Source organism: Verticiella sediminum (assembly GCF_007558815.1).
In the GTDB taxonomy this organism is placed as follows: domain Bacteria; phylum Pseudomonadota; class Gammaproteobacteria; order Burkholderiales; family Burkholderiaceae_B; genus Verticiella; species Verticiella sediminum.
Window position 1 is genome coordinate 12,068 of the sequence record NZ_VLTJ01000026.1, and the last position, 12,788, is coordinate 24,855.

11 protein-coding genes are annotated in these 12,788 nt (G+C 69.4%); 7 read left to right on the forward strand and 4 right to left on the reverse strand.

The window, feature by feature from the left end; all coding sequences use genetic code 11:
* The first annotated feature begins 52 nt into the window (after positions 1–52).
* The 4 genes from ubiE (at position 53) to ubiB (ending at position 4,396) form a co-directional block, all read left to right on the forward strand.
* The gene (ubiE, locus tag FOZ76_RS13105) at positions 53–823 is read left to right on the forward strand and encodes a bifunctional demethylmenaquinone methyltransferase/2-methoxy-6-polyprenyl-1,4-benzoquinol methylase UbiE (RefSeq protein ID WP_143948724.1); all 771 of its coding nucleotides are present in this window, start codon (positions 53–55) and stop codon (positions 821–823) included.
* Between the two features lie 154 nt (positions 824–977).
* Positions 978–1,988, forward strand: coding sequence for a Tim44 domain-containing protein (locus FOZ76_RS13110; RefSeq protein WP_143948725.1), 1,011 nt, complete (start codon positions 978–980; stop codon positions 1,986–1,988).
* A 246-nt stretch (positions 1,989–2,234) separates the two neighbouring features.
* Complete coding sequence (locus tag FOZ76_RS13115) at positions 2,235–2,834, forward strand: ubiquinone biosynthesis accessory factor UbiJ (RefSeq protein ID WP_143948726.1); 600 nt, start codon at positions 2,235–2,237, stop codon at positions 2,832–2,834.
* Positions 2,831–4,396 (forward strand): ubiquinone biosynthesis regulatory protein kinase UbiB, encoded by a 1,566-nt coding sequence (ubiB, locus tag FOZ76_RS13120; RefSeq protein WP_143948727.1) that lies wholly within the window; start codon positions 2,831–2,833, stop codon positions 4,394–4,396. The genes FOZ76_RS13115 and ubiB overlap by 4 nt, the downstream gene beginning before the upstream one ends.
* Before the next feature lie 95 nt (positions 4,397–4,491).
* On the opposite strand, the gene FOZ76_RS13125 is transcribed toward ubiB, so the two are convergent.
* The 3 genes from FOZ76_RS13125 to FOZ76_RS13135 all read right to left on the reverse strand — a co-directional run bounded on the left by FOZ76_RS13125 (position 4,492) and on the right by FOZ76_RS13135 (position 6,154).
* Positions 4,492–4,851: an arsenate reductase gene (locus FOZ76_RS13125; RefSeq protein ID WP_143948728.1), complete on the reverse strand. Its 360-nt coding sequence runs from the start codon at positions 4,849–4,851 to the stop codon at positions 4,492–4,494.
* Between the two features lie 93 nt (positions 4,852–4,944).
* Positions 4,945–5,415: an HIT family protein gene (locus FOZ76_RS13130; RefSeq protein WP_143948729.1), complete on the reverse strand. Its 471-nt coding sequence runs from the start codon at positions 5,413–5,415 to the stop codon at positions 4,945–4,947.
* Positions 5,416–5,611: 196 nt separating this feature from the next.
* Positions 5,612–6,154 (reverse strand): YqaA family protein, encoded by a 543-nt coding sequence (locus FOZ76_RS13135; protein ID WP_143948730.1) that lies wholly within the window; start codon positions 6,152–6,154, stop codon positions 5,612–5,614.
* A 162-nt stretch (positions 6,155–6,316) separates the two neighbouring features.
* On the opposite strand from FOZ76_RS13135, the gene ilvA reads away from it, so the two are divergent.
* Positions 6,317–7,828: a threonine ammonia-lyase, biosynthetic gene (ilvA, locus tag FOZ76_RS13140; RefSeq protein WP_143948731.1), complete on the forward strand. Its 1,512-nt coding sequence runs from the start codon at positions 6,317–6,319 to the stop codon at positions 7,826–7,828.
* Positions 7,829–7,870: 42 nt separating this feature from the next.
* Here the strand turns inward: ilvA and FOZ76_RS13145 are convergent, their stop codons facing one another.
* On the reverse strand, positions 7,871–9,325 hold the full coding sequence (locus FOZ76_RS13145; RefSeq protein WP_143948732.1) for a hypothetical protein: 1,455 nt from the start codon (positions 9,323–9,325) through the stop codon (positions 7,871–7,873).
* A gap of 256 nt (positions 9,326–9,581) precedes the next feature.
* Here FOZ76_RS13145 and FOZ76_RS13150 point away from each other — a divergent pair, with 256 nt between their 5' ends.
* Positions 9,582–10,433, forward strand: a complete 852-nt coding sequence (locus FOZ76_RS13150) for a response regulator (RefSeq protein ID WP_143948733.1) — start codon at positions 9,582–9,584, stop codon at positions 10,431–10,433.
* Positions 10,430–12,739, forward strand: a complete 2,310-nt coding sequence (locus FOZ76_RS13155) for a sensor histidine kinase (RefSeq protein ID WP_143948734.1) — start codon at positions 10,430–10,432, stop codon at positions 12,737–12,739. The genes FOZ76_RS13150 and FOZ76_RS13155 overlap by 4 nt, the downstream gene beginning before the upstream one ends.
* The last annotated feature ends 49 nt before the right edge of the window (positions 12,740–12,788 follow it).

The window sequence follows — 12,788 nt, forward strand, 5'->3', positions numbered from 1 at the left end:
GCTGAGAGCCGCCCCATACTGGTAAAGTAGTGCCATTCAACAGGCAGAACCCATGAGCTCAGGCACCTCTTCCCCCGGCGAACGGCAAGCGTCCGGCACCACCCACTTCGGTTTCCAGACCGTCGCCGAGAACGAAAAGCAGCAGCGCGTCGCGCAGGTCTTTCATTCGGTCGCGCAGCGCTACGACGTGATGAACGATCTGATGTCGGTCGGCCTGCATCGCGCCTGGAAGGCCTTCACCATCGGCCGCGCCCACGTGGCGCCCGGCATGAAGGTGCTCGACATCGCCGGCGGCACGGGAGATCTCGCCAAGGCCTTCGCCAAGCGCGCCGGGCCCACGGGCGAGGTCTGGCTCACCGACATCAACGATTCCATGCTGCGCGTGGGCCGCGACCGCCTGCTCGACAAGGGCATGATGCTGCCGGTGGCGGTATGCGACGCCGAGAAGCTGCCCTTCCCGAGCGGGCATTTCGACCGCGTCTCGGTGGCGTTCGGGCTGCGCAACATGACGCACAAGGACCAGGCCCTGGCCGAGATGACCCGGGTGCTCAAGCCCGGCGGCAAGCTGCTGGTGCTCGAATTCTCGCGGGTGGCGCGCCCGCTCGCGCCCGCCTACGATTGGTATTCCTTCAACATCCTGCCCCGGCTGGGCCAGCGGGTCGCCGGCGATGCCGACAGCTACCGCTACCTCGCGGAGTCGATCCGCATGCACCCCGACCAGGAAACCCTCGCCGGCATGATGGCCGAGGCCGGCCTGGCGCGCGTGCGCTACTTCAACCTCAGCGCGGGCGTGGTCGCCCTGCACGAGGGCTACAAGCTGTAATCGCAAGGCAGCCGCCGTGTCCGCGCCGGCCCGCGGCGCGGGGACGCACGGCGTCCTTGCGCATGCCTTCCGGGGCGGGAACTTTTCCCGTCCCGGGGGCTCCGACCACTGTTCATTTACCAATACACGCTACAACACTCGGGAGATGCCCTTTATGTCCAGAAGCCTTACCTCTCGCCTGGCTGCGCTGGCGATCACCGTGTTCAGCACGGTCGCCATGCTTGGCGTGTCGTTCGAGGCCGAAGCACAGCGCCGCATGGGCGGCGGCAATTTCGGCAGACAGTCCTCCAACGTGACGCAGATGCGCGCGCCGGCCACACCGCCCGCCACCAATGCCGCCCGCACGCCGCAGGGCCAGCCGGCGCCGTCCGCCGCAGCCGCCGGCACGGGGGCCGCCGCGGGCGCCGCAGCGCGCTCCGGCGCCTCGCGCTGGTTCGGCCCGATCGCCGGCATCGCCGCCGGCCTGGGTCTGGCCGCCCTGCTCTCGCACCTGGGCCTGGGCGCCGCGTTCGCCGAATTCATGGCCAGCCTGCTGCTGATCGCCCTGGTCGCCTTCGCCGTGATCTTCCTAGTGCGTCGCCTGATGGGCGGTGCCCGCCGTACGGCCATGCAGGGCGCGGGCCAGGCTACGCCGATGCAGCGCCAGACGGCCCAGCCGGAGGCCCCGGCCTCGCTGTCCCGCCGTGCCGGCGTGATGCAGTCCACGGCGCATACGCCGCAGGCCCATCCGGCTGTCGCCGCCACGGCCGCTCCGGCCACCGTGCCGGCCGACGGCAACTGGCACATTCCGGCCGGTTTCGACACCCAGCAGTTCCTGCAGAACGCCAAGCAGCACTTCATCGCACTGCAGTCGGCCTGGGATCGCAACGACCTGGTCGAGATGCGCGAGTACATGACCGACCAGATGGTCGAGGCCCTGCGCGCCCCGCTCGCCGAACGCACCCCGGGCGGCAAGACGGAAGTCATGCTCCTCAATGCCGAAATGCTCGGTATCGAGAACATCGAGCAAGGCAACCTCGCCAGCGTGCGCTTCTCGGGCATGCTCAAGGACGACTCCGGCCCGGAAGCCTACCGCTTCGAGGAAGTGTGGAACTTCCTGAAGCCGGCCCAGGGCGGCTGGGTGCTCGCCGGCATCCAGCAGATCCCGGTCGAGTACGAAAGCTGATCGCCGCGCGGCTCGCCCGCGCAGCGCACGCCTCGGCAACGCCCTTCCCGACGGAAGGGCGTTTTTTTTGCCGCCGGGCCGCCAAGAGAACCCCCCCTACGCGCTGCGCGCGCCCCCTCAAGGGGGCGGCACCAGCGGACTGGCAAAGCAGCTCCGCGGTGCCCTGGATCGGTATGTCGGCCATTGCGAGAGCGGTTCCTTTTTGCCGCCTGGCCGCTCCCGCTTTTTCATTACAATGCCCAGTTCATGCCGCTGCCTCTGCCCTCCTCCGTCGCGACTCGCGTCATCAATGCCCTGCTGGCCCGCGAACCCTGGGCAAGCGAACGTTTGCGCCCCCACGCCGGCAAGACCGTCCGCGTAAGCGCGGGCGCGCTGGACGTCGCGCTGCGCATCCGGCCCGAAGGGCGGGTCGAGCCCAGCCCCGGCGGCGCGCCCAACGTGACCGTAAGGGTGGATACCATCGAGCTGCCCCGACTCGTCGCGGCTGACCCGGCCCAGCGCATGGGCGCCCTGCACGTCGAGGGCGAGGCCGCGCTCGCCCAGGTCGCGGCCGAGCTCGCGCGCGACCTGCGCTGGGACGGCGAGGACGAGCTGGCGCGGCGCATCGGCGACCTGCCCGCGCGCCTGCTCACGCGCTTCGTCGCCACGGCGCTCGGCCTGGCGCGCGAGAGCGCCTCACGCCTGGCCCAGAACGCGAGCGAGTACGTGACCTACGAAGCGCAACTGCTGGCCAGCCCGCCCGCCGTCGACGCCTGGCGCCGCGAGGCAACCGAACTCGAGGCCCGCGTCGACGCGCTCGAGGCGCGACTGGACGCCTACGCACGCTCGCGAGGCGAGCGCGCATGAAGCTCATCTTCGCCCTGCCCCGCCTGGTGCACATTCTCTTCGTGATGCTGCGCTATGGGCTGGACGAACTCGTCCTGTCGTCGCTGCACCGGCCGTTCACCACACGGCTCGCCCGCATCCTGCGCTTCGGCCGCCCGCTCAAGGCGCCGCGCGGGGAGCGGCTGCGCCTGGCCCTGGAGCAGCTCGGCCCGATCTTCGTGAAATTCGGCCAGGTGCTGTCGACCCGGCGCGATCTGCTGCCAGCCGACATCGCCGATGAGCTGACGCGCCTGCAGGACCGCGTGCCGCCCTTTCCGTCGGCGCAGGCCATGGCCACCATCGAGGCGGCCCTGGGCAACCATCCCGACGTCCTGTTCGCCAGCTTCGAGCGCGAACCCGTCGCTTCCGCCTCCATCGCCCAGGTCCACTTCGCCGTGCTGCACGACGGGCGCGAAGTCGCCGTCAAGGTGCTGCGCCCGGGCATGCTCAAGGTGATCGACCAGGACCTGGAGCTCATGCGCATGCTGGCCTCCATGGTCGAGCGCCTGATCCCCGACGGCAGGCGCCTGAAGCCGCGCGAAGTGGTCGCCGAGTTCGACAAGCACCTGCACGACGAGCTGGACCTCATCCGCGAGGCCTCCAACTGCTCGCAACTGCGGCGCAACTTCACGCGGCCCGGACGGCGCGACCTGCTGATCGTGCCGGAGGTGATGTGGGACTACTGCGCGCGCCCCGTGTTCACCATGGAGCGCATGCGCGGCGCGCCCGTCAGCCACGTCGAGCGGCTGCGCGAGACCGGCGTCGACATCCCCGCCCTGGCGCGCCATGGCGTCGAGATCTTCTTCATCCAGGTGTTCAGCGACGGCTTTTTCCATGCCGACATGCACCCGGGCAACATCTATGTATCGGACGCGCCGGAGACGCTCGGCCAGTACATCGCGCTCGATTTCGGCATCGTCGGCTCGCTCTCCGAGTTCGACAAGAACTACCTCGCGCAGAACTTCCTCGCCTTCTTCCGGCGCGACTATCGCCAGGTCGCGCGCCTGCACATCGAGTCGGGCTGGGTGCCCGCCGATACCCGCGAGGAGGAGTTCGAGGGCGCCATCCGCGCCTGCTGCGAACCCTACTTCGATCGCCCGCTCTCGGATATCTCGCTGGGCCAGGTGCTGATGCGCCTGTTCCAGACCTCGCGCCGGTTCCACATGGAAGTCCAGCCGCAGCTCGTGCTGCTGCAAAAGACCCTGCTCAACGTCGAAGGCCTGGGCCGCCAGCTCGACCCCGACCTCGACCTCTGGAAGACCGCCAAGCCCTACCTCGAGAACTGGATGCAGGAGCGCGTGGGCGTCAAGGCGCTGCTGCGCAACCTGCAGCGCGAATCCGAGCAATGGGCGCAGACCCTGCCCGCCCTGCCCCGGCTGGTCTACCAGCGCCTGGCGCACGAGGACACCCTGCCCACCGTCACCCAGGAACTCGCCGCCCTGCGCGACGCCCATCGCCGCATGACCCGCTACCTGGGCATGCTGACCGGCGTGCTGGCCGTGCTGGTGGCGCTGATCGGGTGGCTGGTGCTGGGTAGTTTCTGAAGGGCGCACCGCCAGGACGCTCGGCACGGCGTCGACTTGGCCCCTGCCCTATCTACGGGCCGTGGGCCGAGGCGCCGCCCGAAACGGCACACGCTTCACTTGCCGAAGCGCTCCGCCCACACGGGCGCCTTGAAGCCCACGCTCACCTGGCCATCGGGAGTGGTCAATACGGGGCGCTTCACCAGGGTGGGGTGTGCGGCGATGAGGGCCAGCCAGCCGGCGTCGTCCGTCACCGCCTTCTGCGCATCGGTGAGGCCGCGCCACGTGGTCGATGCGCGGTTGACGAGCTTGTCCCAGCCGCCCAGCTTGCCGGCCCAGTCGCGCAGGGTCGTTCCATCGACCGGATGGTCGCGATAGTCCACGAAGGTGTAGGCGACCTGATGCTGGTCCAGCCACTTGCGCGCCTTGACGCAGGTATCGCAGCGGGTCAGTCCGTAGACGATGGTGTCGGCCATGGCGGCTCCTTCAGCAAAGCCCGCACCATATCACGCCGCGCCACGGCGTATCGAGGCCCGCCGACGGTGTGCGCCCGTCCGGCGCGATGTGCCTCAGGCAGGCGCCGCTCCGGCATCCAGCGCGGCGGCCAGCGCCTCTCGATAACGGCCGAGCGCGCCCAGCCGCGCCTCGTCGGAGGCCGGCTCGCGCCGCGCCGGCGCCCAGATGGCGTCCGGGAAGGCGGGATCGTCGCGCCAGCGCGGAATGATGTGCCAATGCACGTGCGGCACCATGTTGCCCAGCGCGGCAAGATTGACCTTGTCCGGCTGCAGGACGTCGCGCAGCACGCGCTCGACGCGCCACACCAGCGCCATGAGCGCGGTGCGCTGCGCGGCCGGCAGGTCGGTCATCTCGGCATGATGCGCATGCAGGACGACGCGGGTGTAGCCGGGCTGGGCGGGGTCGTCGACCAGGACGACGCGCGCCAGGGCATTTGACCAGACAATCTCGCCGCCGGCGGTCTGGCACAGGGGGCAATCGGCAATGCCGCCCGCGGGCGGGATGAACTCGGTGTGTTGTGGCATGGACGTTTCGGGAAAGTGCGTCTGGCGCGGCGCGGGGGTGCGGCCCTTCGGCCCACCGCCCTTCGACGATCCGCTTCACGAGGGGGCGACAGGGGCGAACCAGGCCCGGTTGTCCGCCGGCAGGACGGCATAGCGCCAGCGGATGAACCCGCCCCGCCATTCTGGCACAGCCCGCAGCGCGAGCGCCAAACCGGCCTCACCCGCCGCCCGGAAACAACCACACCAGCGCCCCCGTGATCGTCAGATAGCGCACGAATTTGCCGATCGCCATGTAGACGAGGCTGGGCCAGAAGGCGAAGCGCAGCCAGCCCGCGACGGCGCACAGGGGATCGCCGATGGCGGGCAGCCAGGCAAGCAGCATGGCGGGCGGGCCGAACCGATCGAGCACGCTGCGCGCGTACCGATGCCAGCGATCGCCGGCATCCCGGTCGTTGGCGGTGGGCGCCGCGCCAGCCATCTCGCCGTCGCGCGCCTTCCACGCCTCGTAGCCGCGCCGCGCGCCGCGCCCCATGGCATAGCTGATGACGCCGCCCAGGGTGTTGCCCGCCGTGGCGACCAGGATCGCCGGCCAGTACATGTCCGGCACTTCGCGCACGTAGGCAAAGAGTATCGGTTCGGAGCCCAGGGGCAGCAGGGTGGCCGCCAGCGTGCTGACGAGAAAGATCGCGCTCAGGCCGACGCCGGGCAGCGCCAGCCAGGCGAGCACAGTGTCGGTGGCGAAGAAGAGCATGTCCTGCATGGGCGGGTTCGACTCGGCGGGTATGGCGGCGTTCCCCGGCGGCGGCCGCCGCGATGGGCCGACGTTCGGGTGGCGAGGCGGCCGCCGGCGCGCCTGACGCTGGCGGCGCACAGGTGCTCGCTATGGAAGGCCCGCAGCCCCGCGCGGTATAGTAACGGGATCATGTCCGCCGCCTATCTCAAACGCATCCTGACGTCGCGCGTCTACGACGTCGCCATCGAATCCCCCCTCGAACCCGCTCCGCAGCTTTCGCAGCGCACCAAGAACCAGGTGCTGCTCAAGCGCGAAGACGTCCAGCCGGTCTTCAGCTTCAAGCTGCGCGGGGCCTACAACAAGATGGCCAGCCTCAGCCCGCGCGCGCGTGCGCGCGGCGTGCTCGCGGCCTCGGCCGGCAACCATGCCCAGGGCGTGGCGCTGTCGGCCCAGCGCCTGGGTTGCCGCGCGGTCATCGTGATGCCGGTCACCACGCCCCGCGTGAAGATCGACGCCGTGCTCGCGCGCGGCGCCGAGGTGGTGCTGCATGGCGACAGCTTCTCCGACGCCTACGTCAAGGCGCAGGAGCTGGAGAAGGCGCAGAAGCTGACCTTCGTCCATCCCTTCGACGACCCGGACGTGATCGCCGGCCAGGGCACGGTGGGCATGGAGATCCTGCGCCAGCACCAGCAGCCGCTCGATGCGGTGTTCGTCGCGATCGGCGGCGGCGGCCTCATCGCGGGCGTCGCGACCTACATCAAGCAACTGCGCCCGGACGTGAAGATCATCGGCGTGCAGACCGAGGATTCCGACGCCATGGTGCGCAGCGTGCGCGCCGGGCGCCGCGTCACGCTGAACGATGTCGGCCTGTTCTCGGACGGCACCGCGGTCAAGCTCGTGGGCGAGGAAACCTTCCGCCTGACGCGCAAGTACGTGGACGATTTCGTCACGGTGGACACCGACGCGGTGTGCGCGGCGATCAAGGACGTGTTTCAGGACACGCGCAGCGTGCTCGAACCGGCCGGCGCGCTCGCCGTGGCGGGCGCCAAGCAGTACCTGGCGCAGCATCGCTGGAAGGACAAGACGGTCGTGGCGATCACCAGCGGCGCGAACATGAACTTCGACCGCCTGCGCTTCGTGACCGATCGCGCCGAAGTGGGCGAAGCGCGCGAGGCCGTCTTCGCCGTCACCATTCCCGAAGAGCGCGGCAGCTTCCGCCGCTTCTGCAGTCAACTGGGCGATCGCAACGTCACCGAGTTCAACTACCGCATGTCCGACAGCGAACGCGCCCACGTGTTCGTTGGCCTGCAGATCTCGGCGCACGGCGAATCCGACAAGATCGCCGCCCTCTTTCGCAAGCAGAAGTTCGAGACGCTGGACCTGACCCACGACGAACTGGCCAAGACCCACCTGCGTCATCTGGTCGGCGGCCATTCGCCGCTGGCCGAGAACGAGGTGCTGTACCGCTTCGAGTTTCCCGAACGGCCCGGCGCGCTGCTGCGCTTTCTGAACTGCATGTCGCCCGCCTGGAACATCAGCCTGTTCCACTACCGGCACCAGGGCTCGGACTACGGCCGCATCCTGGTCGGCATCCAGGTGCCGCCGGCGGACAAGAAGACGTTCAAGGAATTCCTCACCAACCTGGGCTACCGCCACTGGGACGAGAGCCAGAATCCGGCGTACCGGCTGTTCCTGCGCTAGACGAATGGGCCGACTGGGGCCCAGGGTGTCAATGGAAGCCGGTCACCGGAATGCTGGGCAGGGCGGCCGCCGGCTTGCTGTCGCCCGCAAGGTCAGGATCACGGTGCGGCCGTTGCCCGCGGCGACCGCCTCGAACGCCGCCATTGCCGGCACGGGGTGGACTGCGACGGTGTACCGGCCGGCGTCAGGCGGGCTGCCGTCATCCAGTAGCGGCTCCTCATCGTCGAGCGGCGTATGCAAGGCTGCTGCACCCGCGTCATCGAGGCTGGTCTCGGGATGGCGCGGCTCGGTGCCATTGGTGAACGGGCCGGCGAACCCGCCGTCCACCGGCGCAGTCTCGCCGCTGCCGCTCGACACGACGAGGGTGGAGCTCGCCAGCCCGGCCTCGCCTGTAGCCGGCGCGCCGACGGGGACAGGGGTGAAGGTGTATTCGCCGATGCCAGTGTTCACCGACAGCGTGCCGCAAAGGCTGGCCATCGCGCCGAAGCCGCCTGCGGTGCCGCCGCCGGGGATCGCGTCGGAGATCGGGCCGCTGCCTTCAGGAACGTCGGCTTCGAGGCTGCGCTCGATCCCCGCCGTAGCGGGATTCGTCGCGGCGTTCCAGTCTTTCGTCGGGCGAGAGCGCAGGCAGGTCGGCTCCTGCGGGTCGTTGATGTCGGTGCAATCGGGCTCGGTCGTACCCTGGACCAGGGTGCCACTGCCGTTGACGGCGCTGATCCGGACGTTGCGCCCCTGCGCCGAGTCGTTCGCCGTGGTCTCGTAGAGCACGTGCCGGGCGATGGCGCTCACCAGATGCTGGTCGACGGGGTTGCGGGGCAATAGAACGACGTCGTCGATGCGGACCTTGGAACCGACTTGCAGTCGGCCGCTGCCGTCATGCGTGCCGCCGACGAACACCAGGCGGTATTCACCCTCCGGCAGGTTGTCTGCCGTCACCGTCCTGCAGACCGACCTACCGTGCCCGCGTTCGGCAAAGAGGACGATGTCGTCGTCGATCGCGTTGCCGACGAAGTTCCCATTGCCGTCGACGCGGCGCGCCAGTCCGAACACTTCGTAGGCCCCGCCACGCCCGGCCGCGCGCAGTTGCAGCCGCAGGGCATCGCCTTGCTGCACGCTGATGACTCCGCTGATGATATGGGCGCCGTGGATGACGCCGCAGCCGGCCTCGAACTCCGAGTTCGGCAGCGGCACCTGGAACCGGATGGTCAGCGGCAGGCCGTCCTCCACAGGGTCGATCACGCCGATGCGTTCGACGCCGTCGCCGGTGCCCACATATACGCAGCCCTGTCCGTCCACCGAAATCGCGCCCACGGCCTGTGCGGCCGCGCCGGTCGCGCCCCGCAGGACGAACCGGTCGCCCGCCTGCAAGGGGTCGATGGAGAACGTGATGCGGCCCCCTCGGTAGCTGCCGCCGCTGGTAACGGTGATGTCACTGCCGACGGGTACCGGTGTGCCGTCTTCCTTGAGAACAATCGGGTTCGGAATACTGATGCTCATGTCGTACTTCCTGCTTGCTCGATCCTGGCGCGGAACCGGCCCAGGCGACGTTCGCCGTCCCGCCCGCGATGGCCCGCATATCTTGTCGCAATCGGCCGCGGCCGGCGTTTGCTGCAGCGCCGGTTTTCTTTTTTTGCCCGGATCGTTCATGGTATGCCGTGATATCTGGTATAGACTCGGCCATCACAGCGGTAACGTCCCGCAACCTGGAGTCGGCGGCAGTCGCCCCGGAAGGTTCAGTCTGCGCAGTTCCACCATGTCCTCCACCGCAAGTCCCGCCAAAGACGTCTCTCCGCACGTACTCATCGCAGACGACAGGCCGGACGATCTGCGCCTGCTGATCGAACTGCTGCGCGCCGCGCGCGTGCGCATCAGCGTTGCGCTGGACGGCGCGCAGGCCTATGCGCGGGCGCTGGCCCTCGTACCGGACCTGATCCTGCTCGACGTGCACATGCCACGCATGGACGGCTATACGGTGTGCCGACGGCTTGCCGCCGAGCCGACGACGGCGCACATTCCGATCATTTTTCTGTCCGCCGCCGGCGAGGTCGATGAACGCCTGGAGGGCCTGCATTCCGGCGGCGTGGACTACGTCGTCAAGCCGTTTTCGGCCCAGGAAGTGCTGGCGCGCATCGGCGTGCACCTGGGTCGCGCAGCCTTGCCCCCGCGCGCGGCCGGGATCCCCTCCACCATCGGAGTCTCCAGCGGCCGAACGTCCACCGGCAGCGAGCGCCGCGAGCGCGACCAGGCGCTGGTCGCCGCCGCCACCCGCTACTTGTCCGATCATCTGGCCCAACCGCCTCGCATGCAGGAACTTGCTCATCGCCTGGGCACCAACGAAAAGCGGCTGACGCGCGCCTTCAAGACACACCTGGGCAAAGGGGGATACGAGTTCCTGCGCGAGCAGCGGCTGGCCGTCGCTCGTCGCCTGCTGCGCGAGACCGACCTCAGCATCGCCGACATTGCCGGCGAGATCGGCTTTTCGTCCGCCGCCAACTTCGCCACGGCGTTCCGCGAGCATTCCGGCAGTACACCCAGCGCCTATCGCGAGGCGGCGGCCACCGAGGCGCCGCACGCGCCGGCCGCCCCTCTCGAAGAATCTCCATGACACGTGCGCTGCTCGTCTGCGCAGCATGGCTGTGGCTGGCGCTCGCGCACGCTGCGCCGGTCACGGTGGCGGTGGACGCGCACACCGCATGGCCGCGGCACCTGTCGGAGGCCGCCGAGGCCGTGGAGGACGTCGACGGCACGTTGACACTGGGCGACGTCGCCCGGCTGCCGCCGGGCCAGCCGGAGAGCTGGCGGCCCGTCGCGGCATGGCAGACCAGGCCCGGCATGAATGCCTCGGCCTGGTGGCTGCGCATGACGGTGCGCAACGATGGCGACCGCGCACTCGATCTGGTTGTGACGCCGGGCTCGCCCCGGCTGGGCGACGTCGACTACTACCTGCTCGCGCAACGGCCGGAGGGTACCGCCCCCTCTCTGCCGGACCCCGCGGCACAGGCGCCGGCCGCGGCCGGGTCGCGGACCAACAGTCCGCCGTCGCGCTACCAGGCGCTGGAATTCAGCCTGTCCGCTGGCCAGTCCGCCGACATCTACATGCGCGTGCGGAACCTGCGGTTCTCGGCGGTGCAGCCCAAGATCTACGAGAACACGGCGTTCGAGGCGCGTGAGCGCCGCGCCGCGCTGTGGGATGGGGTGCTGATCGGCGGCCTGTCGGCGCTCGCCTGGGCCACGTTGGTGATCGCCGCGCTGGCGCGCAGCCTGCCCTTCCTGTGGCTGAGTCTGCTCTCAGCCATCGTCGCCGCGCACGAGTACATCAAGCGCGGCTATCCCCGCCTCTACCTCGGGGCGGATTCGCCGCTGCTGGACGAGCGCGTTCCCCTCGTCGTACTTCCCTTGATCGGGCTTCTGCTGCTGGCCTTCGCCCTGCAGCTCGGACAGCGCGAAGGCATCCGCATCCCAGGCCGGGTCTGGTTCATCGCCCTGATGATGGTGGCCGCACTGCGCCTCGTGGCCGCCTTCGTGATCGGCCCGGCCCCGCTGATGTTCACGATCCAGACCGCGATGGGGATGGTCTTATCCGTGAGCGTCCTGGCCGCTGCCCTGGTCATGCTGATCCGGCGCGACCCAAGCGCCAGGCTGATCCTGATCGGCATGGCGATCAGCCTGGCCAACCTCGCGGTGCAACTGCTGGTCGAAGGCGGCTCCAACCTGCCTGTTCTGCGCTGGCTGGACATGGACCTGGAACCCCACCCGGTGACGGGGTTGCTGCATCTGGGCGGCAACCTGGCCATCATGGCGGCCTGGATCCACCACGTCGGCCGCCAGCGCAACCAGGCGCGCGACGAACTGGTCGAACGCCAGCTCACCGAACAGGAGCGCCTGCGCCGGGAAGTGGCGCAGCGCACCACCGAACTGAACGACGCCCTCAAGTACGCCGAGGCGCAGAACCGCCAGAAGGTCGAGACGCTGGGCTACATCACCCACGACCTGCGCGCCCCGCTGGCGACCATTTCCGGCTATACCCGGCTGCTCGCGGCCACGCAGACGCCCGACCAGGAGCCCCACATCCAGGCGATCGAGCGCAGTGTGGGCTACCAGATGGCGATGATCGACGAACTGCTCGAATACGCACGCGGCGAGCTGGCGCCATTGGAGGTACATTCGGGCGCGGTCGAACTGTCCAAGCTGCTGGAGGAAGTCGCCGGTTTTGGCGCGACGCTCGGCGCGCGCCAGGGCAACCGGCTGGTGTACGAGCCGCCGCCCGTGCTGCCCAGGCTGGTGCGGCTGGACGGCCGGCGCCTGCAGCAGGTGCTGCTCAACCTGCTGTCGAACGCGGCCAAGTTCACGCACCGGGGCACCATCACCCTGAAGCTGAATGCCAGCCCGGCGGAAAATGCCTGGCGCCTGGATTTCTCGGTGGCCGACACCGGCATCGGCATCGATCTCGCAGACCGCATGTCGGTCTTCGACGCCTTTCGGCAGATCCAGCGCGGACAGGGCGGCGTCGGGCTAGGCCTGTACATTGCGCAGAACATCGTGCGCGCCCTGGGCGGCGAACTGCAGGTTGAAAGCTCGGTGGGCAATGGCAGCCGCTTCAGTTTCACGCTGTCGGTGCAGGCGCTCGACATCACGCCGGTGCGGCCGCGCCGTCTGGCGCCCCACCCCGCCCCGCCGCACGCCAGACCCGTGCCGCACGCCGGCCGTGCCCTGCCCGACGCCGGCGAGCGGCTGCACCTGGCGGCTCTGGCGCGCGACGGCCGCCTGTCCGACATCGAACAATGGCTGGCCACCATGGCTGAAGCCGGCACGCGCTACGACACGTTCCTGCCGCAGGTGCGACAACGCTTGCAGATGCTGGATTTCGAGGGCATCGAGGCCCTGGCGCTGGCATCGGACCCGCACGGCTGATCCGGAGCCGCAGCGCGGCCGGCGCCGGGAGCGCTGCCGCCTTCAGGCG

Excerpts from the sequence above, each read along its gene's own strand:
- ubiE (WP_143948724.1), top strand. The coding sequence starts at position 53 with ATGAGCTCAGGCACCTCTTCCCCCGGCGAACGGCAAGCGTCCGGCACC.
- FOZ76_RS13110 (WP_143948725.1), top strand. The coding sequence starts at position 978 with ATGTCCAGAAGCCTTACCTCTCGCCTGGCTGCGCTGGCGATCACCGTG.
- FOZ76_RS13115 (WP_143948726.1), top strand. The coding sequence starts at position 2,235 with ATGCCGCTGCCTCTGCCCTCCTCCGTCGCGACTCGCGTCATCAATGCC.
- ubiB (WP_143948727.1), top strand. The coding sequence starts at position 2,831 with ATGAAGCTCATCTTCGCCCTGCCCCGCCTGGTGCACATTCTCTTCGTG.
- FOZ76_RS13125 (WP_143948728.1), bottom strand. The coding sequence starts at position 4,851 with ATGGCCGACACCATCGTCTACGGACTGACCCGCTGCGATACCTGCGTC.
- FOZ76_RS13130 (WP_143948729.1), bottom strand. The coding sequence starts at position 5,415 with ATGCCACAACACACCGAGTTCATCCCGCCCGCGGGCGGCATTGCCGAT.
- FOZ76_RS13135 (WP_143948730.1), bottom strand. The coding sequence starts at position 6,154 with ATGCAGGACATGCTCTTCTTCGCCACCGACACTGTGCTCGCCTGGCTG.
- ilvA (WP_143948731.1), top strand. The coding sequence starts at position 6,317 with ATGTCCGCCGCCTATCTCAAACGCATCCTGACGTCGCGCGTCTACGAC.
- FOZ76_RS13145 (WP_143948732.1), bottom strand. The coding sequence starts at position 9,325 with ATGAGCATCAGTATTCCGAACCCGATTGTTCTCAAGGAAGACGGCACA.
- FOZ76_RS13150 (WP_143948733.1), top strand. The coding sequence starts at position 9,582 with ATGTCCTCCACCGCAAGTCCCGCCAAAGACGTCTCTCCGCACGTACTC.
- FOZ76_RS13155 (WP_143948734.1), top strand. The coding sequence starts at position 10,430 with ATGACACGTGCGCTGCTCGTCTGCGCAGCATGGCTGTGGCTGGCGCTC.